Source organism: Xanthomonas sp. DAR33341 (assembly GCF_003992815.1).
GTDB classification, from domain to species: Bacteria; Pseudomonadota; Gammaproteobacteria; order Xanthomonadales; family Xanthomonadaceae; genus Xanthomonas; species Xanthomonas cissicola.
Genome location: NZ_QEYV01000021.1, coordinates 41,724 through 58,633 on the forward strand (window position 1 = coordinate 41,724; position 16,910 = coordinate 58,633).

The window sequence follows — 16,910 nt, forward strand, 5'->3', positions numbered from 1 at the left end:
GTTCCGTCACTGCTGCTTGGACTGGGAGTCGGCCGGCTGCGCGGCCGCATCCTGCTTGGGCTGTTGCTGGGCGGCCGGCGCCGCTGCATCGGCCTTGTCGGCCGACGGTGCAGCTTGCGCGTCGCCGCCCTGTGCCGCGGCGGGCGCCGCGCCCGCTGCGCCGGGCTGGCCGCCTTGTGCCGGCTTGTTCGGATCCCACGGCACGCCCTTGGCCGGCTGCCCTTCCTTGGCCTTTTGCACGCCATCGACGATGACCTGGTCGCCCGGGGTCATGCCGCCGGTGACGATCCACTGGCCCTTCTGCTGGCCGTCGACGGTGAGGTTCTTGCGGACCACCTTGCCGTCCTTGCCCAGCACCAGGGCATAGGGTCCGGTGGCATCGCGCTGCACCGCCTGCTGCGGCAGCAGGTAGGCATTGTTGCGCTGGCCCAGGCTGGCCTTGAAGGTCACGAACGCGCCCGGCAGCAGCGATTGTTCGGGGTTGGGCAGGGTGGCGCGCAGCGACACCGCACCGGTGCTCGGGTCCACCGTCACCGCAGACACGTCCAGCGTGCCGGGGTGCTGGTACTGCGTGCCGTTGCCCAGCTCCACGTTGATGGAGGACTTGCCGTCGCCGCTGAGCTGCACGTTGCCGCTGCTCTGCGCCTGACGCAGGGCGGCCAGTTCTTCGCTGCTCATGGCGAAGTTCACATACAGCGGGTCGATCTGGTCGACGGTGGTCAGCAGGGTGGCTTCGCCGGCACCAACCAGTGCGCCTTCGGTCACGCGCTGAATGCCGGCGCGGCCGGTGATCGGCGAGGTCACGGTGGCGAAGCCGAGCTGGATGCGCGCGGCCTCGACCGCGCCGCGCGCCTGTTGCACGTTGGCGCCGGACGAACGCTCGTTGGCTTCGGCGGTGTCGATGTCGGCGCGCGAGACGTACTGCTGCGGCGCCAGGCTGCGCGCACGCGTCGCGGCGATCTTGGCGTTGGTATAGGTCGCTTCGGCGGCGGCCAGCTGGCCCTGCGCCTGCAGCAGCGTGGCCTTCAGCTGCGACGGGTCGATCTGGAACAGCGGCTGGCCTTCGGTGACGTTGGCGCCTTCGGTGTACAGGCGTTTGAGCACCACGCCGTCCACGCGCGCGCGCACGTCCGCCGAACGGTACGCCGACAGGCGGCCGACCAGGTCGCGTTCCAGCGGCAGCGTCTGCGGCTTCATCTCCAGCACCGACACTTCCGGCGGCGGTGCCTGCTGTTGGTCGGGCTTGCTGCAGGCAGCCAGCGCCACGGTGATGGCACAGGCCAGGCCGAATGTGCGGAGCGGGGCAATCATCAGGAGGAACTCCGTTAGGGTCTTGAAGTGAGAAGAGAAGGCGGTGGCGGTGGCGGTGGCGGCGTCGGCGCGGCAGGAGCCGGAGCAAACGCACGCAGGAAGGTGTCCACGGCGAACTGCGCCCACCGCTGCCTGGCGGGGAGGCCGGCGCGATGGGGAACTTGAAACCGTTGGCGGTCGAAATCCAGCCCGACGATCATGCTCAGCAGCAGTTCGGCCATGAAGTGCGGATCGTCATGCCGCAGTTGGCCGGCGTCGATCGCCTGTTCGAAGCGATGCGCCAGGCGCTGCTGCATGCCGACCACGCCGTCGTGGAAGATCTGCTGCGACTGGTCGGGAAACCGGTGCGACTGGGCTTCGACCAACCGGCAGGTCTGTAACACATCGGGGTTGTTCAGACGGTCAAGATGGGCCAGCGCGAAGGCCAGCAGATCGGCGTGGAGATCGCCCGAGACCGTGCCCAGCGGCCCGGCCGCCAGGCGCACGTGGTCCTGAAGTACATCGCGCAGCAGGTTTTCCTTGCAGCCGTAGTAGCTGTACAGGGTTTGCTTGGAACAGCCGGCCCGCTCGGCCACCGCATCCATGCTCAGCCGCATGCCACGCTCGGCCAGCAGCGCATGCACGGCCGCATGGATGCGGCGGTCGCAGTCCGAACGCCGGGCAGCACGGTGGGAACGAGGAATCATGGCGGTAGACTATACCGTCCAGTTTAGTTTTTAAACAGGCTTGACGGCCGCAGCGTTGTCTGCGCAACACCTTGTGTGCCAAGCCTTTGGCCGGACTTTGCCGGTTGTGGCGATCCAGCCCCGCCTTCCTGCCGTCGCGTCTTCGTCCATACAGACATGTAGCGCTTTTGCATGCCGCCAGAGGCCATCGCAGCCCACACATTTGCGCTATGCAGCAAGGCGTCGTCACTGCGCACCGGTACAATTCAGGTTTTCCACCGAGCATTCCAGCTCTACTCATGACAGCCAAGAAAGCCGCTTCGAAATCGTCCACGACGTCGGTCAAACCGGTCGCCGAACGTGCCGTCCCCGTGCTTGCCACCGAACCGCAGGCGGTGACCCTCGAGCCGGTGTTTGCCGCATTGCGCAAGCGCTACCCGGCCGCCCGTCAGGCCGAAGTCCAGGCGTTCGCCGCCGACTTCTACCGGCGCATGGAGGAGGACGAATTCCCGAACCATCCGCCAGAGCAGTGGGCGGCGCTGGCATCGGACATGCTGGAGTTCGCGCGCGCGCGCAAGGCCGGCACGGTCAACGTGCGGGTGTTCAACCCGACCTTGAAGAGCCACGGCTACGAGTCGCCGCATACCCTGCTGCAGATCGTCAACGACGATATGCCGTTCCTGGTGGATTCGGTCAGCATGACCCTGGCCGACCTGGGCATCGGCGTGCACGTGCTGGGCCATCCGGTGCTGCGCATCGCGCGCGACAAGTCCGGCAAGCTCACCGCAGTGGGCGAGGGCAAGAGCGAATCGCTGATGGTGCTGGAGATCGACCGCCAGCCGCCGGAAGAAATGCCCAAGCTGGAAGCGGCAGTGCGCAAGGTGCTGGCCGAGGTGCGCGCCATCGTGCAGGACTGGTCGGCGATGCGCGAGCGCATGGTCATGCTGGCCGACGATCTGGCGACCCGCCGTCTGCCGATCGACGACATCAGCCGGCATGAGGCCCAGGAGTTCCTGCGCTGGGCCGCGGCCGACCACTTCACCTTCTTCGGCTACCGCGAGTATCGGGTGGAGAAGCAGGATGGCCAGGACGTGCTGGCGCCGCTGGAAGAGACCGGCCTGGGCCTGCTGCGCGGACGCGACACCTCGCCGGCGCGCCCGGTGACCACGCTGGCCGCGCATGGGTTGAACGCCTCGTCCAAGCTCAAGGATGCGTTGATCCTGACCAAGACCAATGCACGCTCGCGCGTGCATCGGGTCGGTTACATGGATTACATCGGCATCCTGGAATTCGACGCCAAGGGCCGCATCGTCGGCGAGCAGCGCTTCCTGGGCCTGTTCACGTCCAGCGCCTACAACCGCCGCCCATGGGAAATTCCGCTGGTGCGTCAGCGCCACGAATACGTGATGAGCAAGTCGGGGCTGACTCCGAGCAGCCATAGCGGCAAGGCCTTGCGCCACATCCTGGAAACGCTGCCGCGCGAGGAGCTGTTCCAGTCCAACGAAGAAGAGCTGTACCGCACCGCGATGGGCATCCTCGGGCTGCAGGAGCGCGTGCGTAGCCGCCTGTTCCTGCGCCGCGACAAGTACGGGCGTTTCATCTCGGCGCTGGTGTACATCCCGCGCGAACGCTTCAACACCGATGTGCGCCTGCGCATCGAAGCCTTGTTGAAGGACGCGCTGCACGGCGAATACATCGACTCCAGCGTGGTGCTGGGCGAATCGCCGCTGGCGCAGCTGCACCTGATCGTGCGTCCCAAGAGCGGCGAGGCGTTGGAGTTCAACACCACCGAACTCGAATCGCGGCTGGCGCACCTGCTGCGCAACTGGCGCGATGCTCTGCGCGAAGCGTTGGTTGCGCGGCATGGCGAGGCCAATGGCCTGCGTATGGCGGCCAACTTCGGCCGCGCATTGCCGGCCGGCTATATCGAAGATTCGTCGATCGAATCGGCGGTGTCCGACGTCGAGCATCTCGCCTCGCTGGACGGCCCGGACGATCTGCATCTGAGCCTGCAGGAAATCCGTCGCGACGATGGCGTGCGTCTGGACGCGGGCGAAGGCCTGCGCCTGAAGCTGTACCGCCAGCTCGACGATATTCCGCTGTCCGATGCGATGCCGATGATGGAAAACATGGGCCTGCGCGTGATTTCCGAGCGGCCGTATCGGCTGCAGGTCGGCGAAACGCCGGTTTACATCCAGGATTTCGAGGTCGAATCGACCTCCGGCAAGATCAATGCCGCACACGCCGATGCCAGCTTCGGCGAAGCGTTCGAGCGCATCTGGAACGGCGACGCCGAAAACGACGGCTTCAATCGCCTGATCCTGGCGGCCGGCCTGCATTGGCGCCAGGTGGCCTTGCTGCGCGGCTACTGCAAATACCTGCTGCAGACGGCGGTGCCGTTCTCGCAGGCCTACGTCGAAGCCACCTTCACCCGTTATCCGCTGCTGGCGCGCTTGCTGGTGGAATTGTTCGAAGCGCGCTTCGATCCGTCCACCGGCGCTGAAACCAAGGCACAGATCTTCGCCGGCCAGGAGCGCCTGCGCGAAGAACTGTCTGCGCTGGCAAGCGGCGACGAGGCCACGCTCAAGGCGCTGGAAGCCGTGCTGGAAGCACGCGGCAGCGATCGCAACGCGCAGCAGGACGCTACCCGCGCCACCTTGCTGAAGTTGATGGATCGCGTGTCCAGCCTGGACGAAGACCGCATCCTGCGCAGCTTCATCGATGTGATCGATGCGACCTTGCGCACCAACTATTACCAGACCGACAAGAACGGCAAGCACCCACACTGCATCAGCTTCAAACTGGATTCGGCGCGGGTGCCGGATCTGCCCAAGCCGCGTCCGTATCGCGAAATCTTCGTCTACGGCCCGCGCGTGGAAGGCGTGCACCTGCGCTTCGGCGCGGTGGCGCGTGGCGGCCTGCGCTGGTCGGATCGCCGCGAGGATTTCCGTACCGAAGTGCTGGGCCTGGTCAAGGCGCAGATGGTCAAGAACACCGTCATCGTGCCGGTTGGAGCCAAGGGCGGTTTCTACGTCAAGCGCTCGCCGGTGGGCGGCGACCGCGATGCCATCCAGGCAGAAGGCATCGCCTGCTACAAGCTCTTCATCCAGGGCCTGCTCGACATCACCGACAACATCGTCGGCGGGAAGATCGTGCCGCCACCGCAGGTGGTGCGTCACGACCAGGACGACCCGTACCTGGTGGTCGCGGCCGACAAGGGCACTGCCACGTTCTCCGACATCGCCAATGGCCTGGCGCTGGACCACGGCTTCTGGTTGGGCGATGCGTTCGCCTCCGGCGGTTCGGTCGGTTACGACCACAAGGGCATGGGCATCACTGCGCGCGGCGCGTGGGAATCGGTCAAGCGCCACTTCCGCGCCATGGGCCGCGATTGCCAGAGCCAGGACTTCAGCGTGGTGGGCATCGGCGACATGTCCGGGGACGTGTTCGGCAACGGCATGCTGCTCTCAAGGCACATCCGCCTGCTGGCCGCGTTCGACCACCGCCACATCTTCCTGGATCCGAACCCGGATGCAGCGCTGTCCTTCGCCGAGCGCGATCGCCTGTTCAAGCTGCCGCGTTCCAGCTGGGCCGACTACGACGCCAAGCTGATCAGCGCCGGTGGCGGCATCTATCCGCGTACGCTCAAATCCATCGACATCAGTGCACCGGTGCGTGAAGCGCTGGGCCTGGGCGCCAGCGTCAAGCAGCTGTCACCGAACGAACTGATGAACGCCATCCTCAAGGCCCCGGTGGACCTGTTCTGGAACGGCGGCATCGGCACCTACGTCAAGGCGGCCAGCGAGTCGCATGCCGATGTCGGCGACCGCGCCAATAACGGCTTGCGCGTCAATGGCGGCGAGTTGCGCTGCAAGGTAGTAGGCGAGGGCGGCAACCTGGGCCTGACCCAGCTGGGCCGCATCGAAGCGGCGCAGACCGGCGTGCTGCTCAACACCGACTTCATCGACAACTCGGCCGGCGTGGACACCTCCGATCACGAGGTGAACATCAAGATCCTGCTCAACGACATGGTGCAGGCCAAGAAGCTCACCTACGACGCGCGCAACATATTGCTCGCCTCGATGACCGATGAAGTGGCCGACCTGGTGTTGTGGGACAACTATCGCCAGAACCAGGCGATCAGCCTGATGGAGCGGATGAGCGTCAAGCGTCTCGGCTCCAAGCAGCACTTCATCCGCACATTGGAATTGCAGGGCCTGCTCGATCGCCAGATCGAGTTCCTGCCCTCCGATGCCGAACTGTCCGCACGCAAGGCGCGCGGGCAGGGCTTGTCGCGCCCGGAGCTGTCGGTGCTGTTGTCGTACTCCAAGCTGGTGGCGTTCCAGCAGCTGCTGGAATCGGATATTCCGGAAGACCCGTATCTGTCCAAGGAATTGCAGCGCTACTTCCCGCAGCCGCTGCAGAAAAAGTACGCCGATGCGATGGAGCGTCACCGCCTCAAGCGCGAGATCATCGCCACCGCGGTCACCAACACCACCATCAACCGCATGGGCGCCACCTTCCTGATGCGCATGCAGGAAGATACCGGCCGCAGCATCGGCGAGGTCGCCAAGGCCTATACCATCAGCCGCGAGACGCTGGATGCACGTGCGCTGTGGACGCAGATCGACGCATTGGACGGCAAGGTGCCCGAGTCGGTGCAGATCGATGCGCTGGAAGTGATCTGGCGCCTGCAGCGCTCGTTCGTGCGTTGGCTGCTGTTGCGTCCGGGCCAGATGCCGGGCATCACCGCGGCGGTGGAGCGTTACCACGGCCCGTTCAACGACATCCGTGTGGCGTCGGGCGTGCTGTCGGATGCACAGCGCCCGCAGTACGAAGCCAGCGTGCAGCAGTGGCAGGACAAGGGCCTGACCCCGGCACTGGCGCAGCAGTTGTCCGAACTGCGTTATCTGGAACCGGCCTTCGACATCATCGAAACCGCGCGCACCCGCAAGCTCAAGCCGGTGGACGTCTCCAAGGTGCATTTCCGCCTTGGCGAAGCGCTGGGGCTGCCGTGGCTGTTCGAACAGATCGACGCGCTGGAGGTCAACGGCCGCTGGCATGCGGTGGCACGCGGGGTGCTACGCGACGAGCTGGCCGCACATCAGCGCGCACTGGTGGCGCAGGTGCTGACCCTGCCCGGCAGCAGCGCCGAGGCCAAGGTGGCCAACTGGATGCAGCGCGACGATTCCAGCCTGCGTTTCACCCTGGCCATGCTTGCCGATGTCGCCGAGCAGAAGACCCTGGACTATCCGACCGTGTCGGTGGCGGTGCAGCGGCTTGGGCAGTTGGCTGCGCACGGGGTGTAAGTGCTGATCGAACCGCGCTGACGGAACGTAAAACCCGTCGTCGCGGTTCTCTTTAGTCGCTCCTGGAACGGGATTTTCAGGGCGGCTATGTAATGCAATATTGACGAAGAGGGGCGGCCATGGCTGCCCTTTTTTCGCGTATAAAAATCAATTATTGAAGTAACTCAGGTGGTGGCATAGTAGCGCGGCCTTTAGCTTCGGTTGCGTGTAACTTGAATAAATTAAATTACGAAATCAAACAAATAAAATCTCTGATCTTATCTGTTGTATTTTTTTCAGCTTGCGTTAATTTTTATAGGGGGATGGTTGCGTTGCGGTAAAGCACTCATGGAGAATTTATGGAAAAGGCATTTGCATTCGCAGCTAAATTATTGCTTTTTACTTCTGTTTCCTTCCCGGTACTGGGTTTCGCTCAGGAAAATCATTCCCGAACGTCAATAACCAGCGAAATTACCTATGCGGCAGGCTCGCTTGAAGCGAAACAGATTGCGCAGTGGCTATCAACAGCACCAGGGGCAGGAAAATCTTTCGATTCGAATGTGACATTTTTCGGGGATGTCACCGTGCGTCTTGCCACTGTCAATAGCGGTGGAATCCGCCCTCTTCAGGAAGCGCCACCTGTCCCGCTTCCTGCAAGTGGTTCTAATGGTCAAAGATTTGGAATTTCCAGCTGTGCGGGCGACGTCTCTAGGACATGGTCATATACGTGGCAGTCTGGCGCTAACGGCAGCGGTGGTGGCTGGGTGTTGACTTCTTATACGTACAACCGAACAAGGAGTTGCGGTACGGGTGGAGCCTGATGTCGGTAATTACCTGCTGGCTTTTAAAAGAGTCCACTGAAAAGTGGATTCTTTTTGGCTTGAATAAATTTGGAGGGTATTCATTTTAGTTGTCCCCAAACAGACCAGGCTAGCCCGATCACGGCAATCGGCGCGAGCTGTCGCGGGTGAACGTGGACACCACGGTGCAGGAGAAGGCGATCGCCTATCCGACCGATAGTCGTCTGCTTGATGCAGCACGCAAGAAGAGGTTGGAGTTGGGTTCGTCACACAGCCGAAGCGGCTCGGCTGGAGCGCCAGCGATATCTCCCTTACCTCACGCCCGATGCCCGCTCATTTCCTGCCCGGCATGCTTGTCGAAGCGCAGATGCCACCAGGTGGCGCTGAGCGAGATCAGGCTGACCACGCAGAACGCCAGCGAGAAATCGCGTTGCGCAGGCTGGCTGTGATCGCCGGCCAGCATCGCCAGTTTGAGGATCATCGCACCGGCGCACACGCCCACCGAGAGCATCAGTTGCTGCAAGGTCGTATACAGGCTGCTGGCGCGGCTCATGCGCGCGGCAGGCACGTTCTCGTAGGCGATGGTGTTGTAGGCGGCGAACTGGAACGACATGAAGGCGCCGCAGCACAGCAGCAGGCCGAACATCAGCGCCGGCGGCCACTCTGACCGGAACAACGCGCACACCATGTAGCCCAGGCTGGCGAGCACACCGTTGCCGATCAGGCTGTTGCGATAACCGAAGCGGCGCAGCAATTGCGGGGTGATGCTGCGCATCAACAACGCGCCGAGCGCGGTGGCCAGGATCAGGCGGCCGCTGTGCGCAGCGCTCATGCCGAAGCCGATCTGAAACAGCAGCGGCAGCAGAAACGGATGCGCGCCCTGGGTGATGCGCATCAATGCGCCGCCGATCACCGACAACCGGAACGAGTCGATCCGCAGCAAGCTCAGATCCAGCAGCGGAGCAGGGTGGTGACGCGCGTGCCAGAGATACCCCAGCGCAGCGCTGCCGCCGATCGCCAGCAACCAGCTGGCCGTGCCGATGCCGTTTTGCTGGCTGACCATTTCCAGGCCGAACAGCAGGCAACCGAGCGCAGTGCCGCACAGCACGAAGCCGCGCAGGTCGAAGCGCGCTGGCCCCGATTCGGTGGGAATCTCGGGAATGAAGCGCCGCACCAGCACAAAGCCGGCAATGCCGATCGGCACGTTGATATAGAAGATCCAGCGCCAATCCAGGTACGAGACGAAAAAGCCGCCCAGCGGCGGGCCGAGCATCGGGCCGATGAAGGCCGGCACCAGCGTCCAGGCCATGGCCGACACCAGATGGCGGCGTTCCACCGTGCGCAGCAGGATCAGCCGGCCCAGCGGGGCCATCATGGCGCCGCCTGCGCCCTGCAGCACGCGCGCGGCCACCATGGTGGGCAGGCTGTCGGCCAGCGAACACAGGATCGAACCACCGACGAACACCCAGATGGAGGCGCCGAACACGCGGCGCAGGCCGAAGCGGTCGGCGATGGCGCCGCTGGCCGGGATCAGCACCGCCAGGGCCAGCAGGTAGCTGGTCATGGCGATGCTCATGGCCGGCGCCGCCACGCCGAAATCGCGCGCCAGCGTCGGCAGCGCGGTGGCCAGCACGGTGGCATCCATCTGCTCCATGAAAATGGCGCAAGCCAGGATCAGCGAGATGATGCGGTAATCGGGATAACGCGGCGGCGTAGCGCCGGCCTCGGACACGCTGGAGGACATCGGACTCTCGGTTGCGGGGCCGCGCCGCCTGCGTCGCAGACGACTGCAGGGTCGGCCCGCGTCGCACGGTGTTGTGCGGCGCAACATGCCCATTGTCTGCCTCTGCAGCGTTGCGTTCAAGCCAATGGCAGCAACGCTGCGTACGTTTGTTGGGGGCAGGCCAGGCGTTGTGCGCTGCGAGGGACGCGGCCGTGTGGAAACGTACATGCCGGGGAACGCGGCCGCGGCGCGCGCACGCTTATCCGTCCCTTCGAGGCTTCTTCCAAATGAGAGAAGGGCATCAGGCGGCCGCCTTGCTGAGCCCCTTCCTGCTGAAAAAAGGGTTTGGATGAGGATGCGGCGAAGGACCGCCGACATCAAATCGCGTTTCGCGATCGTTCGCCTGCCTGCATCAGCGCGGGACCTGCCCGGATCAGCGCTACGCCACTGGGCTGTCCCAAGCGTCCTTGATCTGCAGAATCTGCGGCAATGCCTCGTGGAAATGCTGCACCAGGCGCGGTTCCAGTTGTTTGCCTGCCATGCTGTCGAGCTTGCGCATGGCGTCCTCCACCGTCCACGGCGCCTTGTAGGCGCGTCGCCCGCACAGTGCATCGAACACGTCGGCCACCGCCACGATGCGCGCCGATTCGGGAATCGCATCGCCTGACAAGCCTTGTGGATAGCCGCTGCCGTCCCAGCATTCGTGATGATGCAGTGCGATTTCCGCTGCCAACCGAAACACCGGGCCGCGGCCGTGGCGCAACAGATCATGGCCGGCTTGCGGGTGCTGGCGCACCACCGAGCGTTCGTGTTCGTCCAGCGCATCGGGCTTTTGCAGGATGCTGCCGGGCACTGCGATCTTGCCGGCGTCGTGCAGCGGGGCGGCGTCCTGCAGGGTCTGCGCCTGCTGCGGCGACCAGCCCACCGCTTCGGCCAGGACCCGCGCATACACCGCCATGCGCCAGATATGCGCGCCGGTGTCGGCGTCCTGGCCCTGGCCGGCGGTGCCGAGCAGATGGATCGCGTCGCGGTATTGCTGGGCAAGACGTGCGTTTTCGGCCAGCTTCAACTGGGTACCGATGCGTGCCTTGAGCAGCGCCGGCGAGTAGGGCTTGCTGACGTAATCGGCCGCGCCCGCCTCCAGCCCGAGGCGTTCGTCGTGTTCGCTGTTGCGCGAGGTCACGAACAGGATGGGGATGGCGTTGCTGGACGGCTGTTGCTTGAGCGCGCGCGCCACCGCGTAGCCGTCCATGTCGGGCAATTCGACATCCAGCAGGATCAGCTTTGGGGCGTGGCGGCTGACCGCATCCAGGGCTTCGCCGCCGGACTTGGCGAAGACCAGTGCGAAGTCGTCGCGCAGCAGCTGGCGCAAGGTGGCCAGGTTGCTGGACTCGTCGTCGACACACAGCAGGGGGCGGGACGGCATCGTCGATCCTTGCCAAACGCTCGGGGAGCGCGATTAGTGCGGGTGGGTGGTTTGCCACTCGCGCAACGTGGTTTCGGCGCGGCGGAAGTCGAAATCTTCGACCGCGCGTTGCAAGGCCTCCTGCAGTGCGCGCGGTAAGCGTGGCGCGCAGATCAATAGCGCGTGATCGATCCGGTCGGCATCGTCGCTGGCAAAGGCCGATGTCAGGATCTGCACACTGTCTGCATCCAACGCAGCGCCATCCTCGTCGGCGGCAACGTCGCTGTCGCCATGCTGCAAAAATGCCCGGATCGCTTCGGCGGTGCGCTGCATGACGTCCTTCAACGCAATCAGCGATGCGGTGATGTCGTGTCCTTCCTCGATACGCGTCTCCAGGTCGCCGGCCGCACCTGCCAGGGCCGGCAGCGCGAGCGATCCAGCCGCGCCACGCAGCTTGTGGGCCATCGCGCCGATGGCCGGCAGTTCGTTGCGTCGCAGATGCTCGGCGGCTACCTCGCCCGGGTCCGGGTTGTCGCGTAGCAGCTTGATCAGATAGCGCGCATAGGGTTCGCGCTCGCGCCACAGGCTGCGCGCGCGGGCGGCGTCCAGCAATTCCGGGTCGCTGTATTTCCATTCGGGACCGGCGTGCGCCTGCGCCTCGTGCGGAAGCGAGGGAATGCGCCGCGTGCCCGGCTGCAAGAAATGACGGATGGCAGTGACCAGTTCTTCGACGTTGAATGGTTTGGCGATAAAGCCGTTCATGCCCGCTTCCAGCGCTTTTTCCTGCTGGGGGCGGAAGGCGCCGGCGGTCAGCGCGATCACCGGCAGGCTGGCCAGAGCCGGGATCTGGCGCAACCGGCGCGTGGCTTCATAACCGTCCACCACCGGCATCTGCACATCCATCAGCACCAGGTGGAACAGGTTGGGCGCGCGTTTGAGCGTGCTCACCGCCTGTTCGCCATCGTGGGCGACGGTGACCATGGCGCCTTCGCCCTCCAGAATGCGCTGGGCGACTTCGCAATTGATGTCGCTGTCGTCGACCAGCAACAGGTGCGCGCCTTCCAGACGTCGCGCGACAAACGTCGGCGTGGCAGGGCGGGCACCCGGGCGTTCCTCGAGCAGTTGCTCGACCAGCCGGTGCAGGGCCGCGCCGGTCACCGGCTTGGTCATCACCGCATCCAGATCCTGCTGTTCGGGATGTTGTTCCAGCAGGCGGCGTTCGTAGGCGGTGACCATCACGATGACCGGATGCGGGCCGGGCGTGGCGCGTGCACGAATCTCGCGTGCAATGGCCACCCCGTCGATATCGGGCATGCGCCAGTCGAGCAGGAAAATATCGTAGGGCTCTGCAGCGTGTTCGATGGCCTGCAGCGCGGCCTGTCCGCTGGCTACGGCATCCACGCGCCAGCCAAGTTCGGTGGCGATGCGCACCAGGTTGTTGAGCGCTGCATCGTGGTCGTCGGCGATCAGTACGCGCGGCATCGCTTCCGGCGGCAAGACCGGCAATTCGCGCTGTGCCTGCAGTGGCGCGGATTTTTCCAGCGTCACCACGAAATAGAATTCGCTGCCGCGGCCGGGCACGCTTTCCACTTCCAGTTCGCCGCCCATCAATTCGACCAGGCGCCGGCTAATGGTCAGGCCCAGGCCGCTGCCGCCGTAACGCCGACTGGTGGACGTGTCGGCCTGCAGGAACGGCGAGAAGATCACGCTCTGCTTTTCCTTGGAAATACCGATGCCCGTGTCGCGGACCGAAAACAGCAGCTTGAACTTGTTGGGGTCGCCGCTGGGAAAACGGCGTACCGACAGCACCACTTCGCCCTGTTCGGTGAACTTGATCGCATTGCCGACCAGGTTGACCAACACCTGGTTGATGCGCAGCGCATCGCCCAGCAGCCAACGGCTGTCGCGCGGGAGGGGTTCGACGATCATTTCCACCGGCTTGGCGCTGAGCGAGGAGCGCATCAGGTCGGCGATGTTGTCGAACAGCTGGTTCAGATCGAACGGTGCGCATTCCAGGTCGATACGCCCGGCCTCGATCTTGGAAAAGTCGAGGATGTCGTTGATGATTTCCAGCAACGTGCGCGCGGAGCGATCGATCTTGGCGACCATGTCCTGCGCTGCGCCGGGCAGTTCGCTGCGCTGAAGCAGGTACAGCATGCCCAGGATGGCGTTCATCGGCGTGCGGATTTCGTGGCTCATGTTGGCCAGGAAATCGGACTTGGACTGGTTGGCGCTCTTGGCCGCATCCATCGCCAGGCGCAGCTGTTTTTCGTGCAGCTTCTGCTCGGTGAGATCCACCGCCACGCCGAGATAGCCGATCACCTGGTCGTGGTCGTCGCGCAGGGTGCTCAAGGTCAGCAGCACCGGCAGGCGACGCCCGTCATGGCTCACGTAGGTCCACTCGCTGGTGTCGCTGCGCCCCAGGCTGGTGAGCGCGGCGATCGCTTCCAGCGTGTGCGCCACCTGTGTGCCGGTCTGCTCGGCCAGCATGTGCGCGCGCTCCTGCAGTTCCTCTTGCTCGACGAACTGGCTGGCCTTGCGTCGCCCGATCACTTCTGCCGCGCTGTAGCCCAACAGTTTTTCGGCGGCCGGATTGAACAGCGTGACGAAGCCGCCGGAATCGGTGGCGATGATGGCATAGCCGGCGTGCGCCAGGATCGCGCGTTGCAGCACCGAGAACTTCACCAGCTCGCTGGTGCGTTCGGCGACCTGGTGTTCGAGCGAGGCGTTGAGGTCGATGATGCGTTGATGCGAGCGCACTCGGTCGGAGATGTCGCGGAAGAAATGCGAATGGCCGCTGAGCGTGCCTTCGCTCTCGATGATCGGCGCCTTGCTGGCCAGCACATGCACCTGATGCCCGTCGCGATGGCGCATGGTCTGCGCCGCCGATGCGTTGCCCGCCAGTGCAGCATCGGCATGGTCGACCTCAGACATCGCATACGGCTGCGGCGACAGCAGCGTGGTCAGGTCCTGATCGATCGCCTCGTCGGCCGTGTAGCCGAACATCGCCTCGGCGGCCGGGTTCCAGTGCGTGATGCGTCCATCCGGGGTTTGCGCAACGATGGCTTCGCTGGAATGGCTGACCAGCGCGGCCAGCTCCATCTGCTTGCGCAGTACTTCCTCGCGGCGCAGCCCGTTGCTGAAATACAGCACCAGCAGGGCGGCGAACAGGACCGAGGCGGCCATCACCAGCCCGCCGATCAACCAGGGCGAACTCTGGTTGAGCGAGGCGACGAAGCCGGCGGTGGGGTGGGCGGTAATGACCCAGGTGCGGCCGTAGATCGGCAACAGCCGCACCACCGGCGGACGCAGCGCGCTGTCGCTGGCTGGCGTGCCGCTGCGATAGAAATTGTGGGTCGGCTCATTGCGATCGGACAGGTCCAGCGCCACGTCGTCGCGCTCACCCAATGCGCTTCGTACCATCTGTTCGACGCTGAAAGGCGCATACACCCAGCCGCTGGTGGCGAGCATGCGCTGCTGCGGAGTCTGCAACGGCATGCCTTCCCGATAGACCGCCAACAGCACCAGAAAGCCGCTTTCGTTGGGAATGCGGTAACCGGACAGCGAGATCGGCGAGGTCATGACCGGCTCGCCGCTGCGTGCGGCCTGCAGGGCGGCGGCGCGCCGGCGCGGCTCGGAGGCGATATCGATGCCGAGCGGGCGGTTGCCGGAGGATTCCGGCTCGAAATACAGCACCATGTAACGCTCGCCATCCCACGGCGCCAACGGCCGGCGATGGATGTCCGGCGCACCGTCGGCACGCGCGGCCTGCAGAAATGCGGCCTCGTCGGCCGGGGCGACCCGATGGATGTAGCCGTAACCCAGTACCCCGGGAAACTCGCGTGGATAATCCCGCGAGCGGCTGTACAAGGTGAAGCGTTCTCGACTGATGATGTCGCTGCCTGCGCCGATCACCGCACCGCGTGCGCCGCGCAAGCCATGCTCGAAGGTGGACATGCGCTCGCCGATGTTGCGCGCCAGCGTACGCACCACGTAGTCGAACCGTTGCTGGCGCTCGAGCTCGTTTTGCCGTTGCAGCCATACGCCGGTGACGATGGCGGCAACCAGGCCGGCGCTCAGAATCAGCAGTGCACCAAAGAATGCGCGCCGCCCGTATGTCCTGCGCAAATCCCAGCGGCCCTTCGGCATGTTCGTCCCTTCGCCTTGCCTGTTACGTGCCCAGAGTGCTGGCCGACCTGCGTCGACCCCGTGGTACCGCCCGACATGCGACGGCTGTGCGCAGTCCCCTAAGCCTGCACGTCATTTTCGGGATAGGCGATCAACGTTCCCGCATCAAAACGACAGCCAGATCGACAACGCGTGAAGAATCAGTCCGATCAGTCCACCGACCAATGTTCCATTGAACCGAATGTATTGCAGATCGCGTCCCACCCCCAATTCCAATTGTTCGACGAGGTGACGTTCGTCCCAACTTTTCATCGTCGATGCAATATGGTCGGTCACCGATGCGCGCAGGCGCGCGGTGAGTTTGTCGGCAGCCTGCAACATATGTTGATTGAGCGCGTCACGCAGCGAGGGATCCTGCGACAAGGCCCGGCCGAGCGATTGCATGGAACGCTCCACGTGTGCGGCCATCGACGATTGCTCGCGCGCCAGATCATTGCGCAGTGCGTCGCGAATTTCGCCCCACAACCCCTGCACATAGTCCTGCAGTGCCGGGTGTTCGATGGCGCGTTGCTTGAGTTCTTCCACGCGCACGGCCATTTCCGGTTCGTCGCGCAAGCGCGTGATGTAACGCTGTAGCCACACTTCGTAGTCGAGCCTGATGGGGTGCTCGGGCGTGGTGAGGATGTCCTGTAGTTCTTCGATCGCCGCACGCGCCATGCGGTCGGCCAGGCTGTCGCCGATCTCTTCGATCGGCTTGACCCAATTCACCGTGCCGACCAGCTTGGGCCATTCGCGCCGCGCGTAACGCACGATCAATGCAGAAGCGCGCGTCTTGACCTGCTCCTGGTCCAGCCATTCGCCCAGCCGCAGCAACACTTCGTCCAGCAGCTTTTGATGGCGGCCGTCGGTGGTGAGCAGGGCCATGACATCGCCGATGGTGGCAGCGGCGTTCCATTTGCGCAGGCGGTCGACCACGAAACCTTGAATCGCGCGGCGGACGGCTGCCTCGTCGAGCAGTTCCAGCGCCTGCAACATCCAGCCGCGCGTCATCTGCGCCAGCATGCGTGCCTGCTCAGGTTTGGCCAGCCAATCGCCCAGCCGGCTGGCGGGATCGAATACCCGCAGTTTTTCCATCAACGCATCCGGGGCGAGGAATTGGTCGCGCACGAACACTGCCAGCCCATCGGCCAGCCGTTCCTTGCCGCGCGGCAGGATGGCCGTGTGTGGAATCGGCAGGCCCATTGGGCGGCGGAATAGCGCCACCACTGCAAACCAGTCGGCCAATGCGCCCACCGTGGCCGCTTCGCAGAAGGCCGACACCCAGGCCCAGATGCCGTGTTCGCCCATCAGGTGGCTGACGACGAAGCCGGCGAACATCGCCAGCAACAAGGCCACCGCCAACAGCTTCATGCGCTGCAACTGGGCACGACGAGGATCGTTCGGACGGGGAATGCTGAGACTGGGTTCCATCAGTGAAGTGTACCCAGTCGTTTGACCAGGGCATGTCCACGGCAGCTGGCGTCATTGCGCGCCCAAGTTGGTGGCCGCGTCTTGCGTGCCTTGTGCTCCAGCTGCGCGTGGGTTGGGGCG

The 16,910-nt window shown here is 64.4% G+C and carries 8 protein-coding genes and 1 pseudogene; 3 read left to right on the forward strand and 6 right to left on the reverse strand.

The window, feature by feature from the left end; all coding sequences use genetic code 11:
• Positions 1-6: 6 nt before the first annotated feature.
• Both EO156_RS07930 and EO156_RS07935 read right to left on the reverse strand, forming a co-directional pair.
• Entirely contained in the window at positions 7-1,311 is a 1,305-nt protein-coding gene (locus EO156_RS07930; protein WP_029829115.1) for an efflux RND transporter periplasmic adaptor subunit, read from the reverse strand.
• A 14-nt stretch (positions 1,312-1,325) separates the two neighbouring features.
• Complete coding sequence (locus tag EO156_RS07935) at positions 1,326-1,997, reverse strand: TetR/AcrR family transcriptional regulator (protein WP_016851524.1); 672 nt, start codon at positions 1,995-1,997, stop codon at positions 1,326-1,328.
• A 278-nt stretch (positions 1,998-2,275) separates the two neighbouring features.
• On the opposite strand from EO156_RS07935, the gene EO156_RS07940 reads away from it, so the two are divergent.
• The 3 genes and pseudogenes from EO156_RS07940 to EO156_RS07950 form a co-directional block, all read left to right on the forward strand.
• A complete protein-coding gene (locus tag EO156_RS07940; protein ID WP_016851523.1) occupies positions 2,276-7,285 on the forward strand; it encodes an NAD-glutamate dehydrogenase domain-containing protein in 5,010 nt (1,669 codons plus the stop codon).
• A gap of 338 nt (positions 7,286-7,623) precedes the next feature.
• A complete protein-coding gene (locus tag EO156_RS07945) occupies positions 7,624-8,085 on the forward strand; it encodes a hypothetical protein (RefSeq protein WP_078585842.1) in 462 nt (153 codons plus the stop codon).
• 125 nt (positions 8,086-8,210) lie between these two features.
• Positions 8,211-8,312: pseudogene (locus tag EO156_RS07950) on the forward strand (IS5/IS1182 family transposase); the annotation flags it as partial.
• Positions 8,313-8,380: 68 nt separating this feature from the next.
• On the opposite strand, the gene EO156_RS07955 reads toward EO156_RS07950, so the two are convergent.
• From EO156_RS07955 to EO156_RS07970, 4 genes are all read right to left on the reverse strand, one after another.
• Positions 8,381-9,808, reverse strand: a complete 1,428-nt coding sequence (locus tag EO156_RS07955) for a DHA2 family efflux MFS transporter permease subunit (protein ID WP_016851522.1) — start codon at positions 9,806-9,808, stop codon at positions 8,381-8,383.
• A gap of 418 nt (positions 9,809-10,226) precedes the next feature.
• Positions 10,227-11,213, reverse strand: a complete 987-nt coding sequence (locus tag EO156_RS07960) for an HD domain-containing phosphohydrolase (protein ID WP_005930803.1) — start codon at positions 11,211-11,213, stop codon at positions 10,227-10,229.
• A gap of 33 nt (positions 11,214-11,246) precedes the next feature.
• Complete coding sequence (locus EO156_RS07965) at positions 11,247-15,341, reverse strand: CHASE domain-containing protein (protein ID WP_016851521.1); 4,095 nt, start codon at positions 15,339-15,341, stop codon at positions 11,247-11,249.
• 144 nt (positions 15,342-15,485) lie between these two features.
• The gene (locus tag EO156_RS07970) at positions 15,486-16,790 is read right to left on the reverse strand and encodes a DUF445 family protein (RefSeq protein ID WP_016851520.1); all 1,305 of its coding nucleotides are present in this window, start codon (positions 16,788-16,790) and stop codon (positions 15,486-15,488) included.
• Positions 16,791-16,910 lie beyond the last annotated feature (120 nt).

What these genes read in the sequence shown, in the direction of transcription:
- EO156_RS07930 (WP_029829115.1), bottom strand. Translation starts at nt 1,311, where the DNA reads ATGATTGCCCCGCTCCGCACATTCGGCCTGGCCTGTGCCATCACCGTG.
- EO156_RS07935 (WP_016851524.1), bottom strand. Translation starts at nt 1,997, where the DNA reads ATGATTCCTCGTTCCCACCGTGCTGCCCGGCGTTCGGACTGCGACCGC.
- EO156_RS07940 (WP_016851523.1), top strand. Translation starts at nt 2,276, where the DNA reads ATGACAGCCAAGAAAGCCGCTTCGAAATCGTCCACGACGTCGGTCAAA.
- EO156_RS07945 (WP_078585842.1), top strand. Translation starts at nt 7,624, where the DNA reads ATGGAAAAGGCATTTGCATTCGCAGCTAAATTATTGCTTTTTACTTCT.
- EO156_RS07955 (WP_016851522.1), bottom strand. Translation starts at nt 9,808, where the DNA reads ATGTCCTCCAGCGTGTCCGAGGCCGGCGCTACGCCGCCGCGTTATCCC.
- EO156_RS07960 (WP_005930803.1), bottom strand. Translation starts at nt 11,213, where the DNA reads ATGCCGTCCCGCCCCCTGCTGTGTGTCGACGACGAGTCCAGCAACCTG.
- EO156_RS07965 (WP_016851521.1), bottom strand. Translation starts at nt 15,341, where the DNA reads ATGCCGAAGGGCCGCTGGGATTTGCGCAGGACATACGGGCGGCGCGCA.
- EO156_RS07970 (WP_016851520.1), bottom strand. Translation starts at nt 16,790, where the DNA reads ATGGAACCCAGTCTCAGCATTCCCCGTCCGAACGATCCTCGTCGTGCC.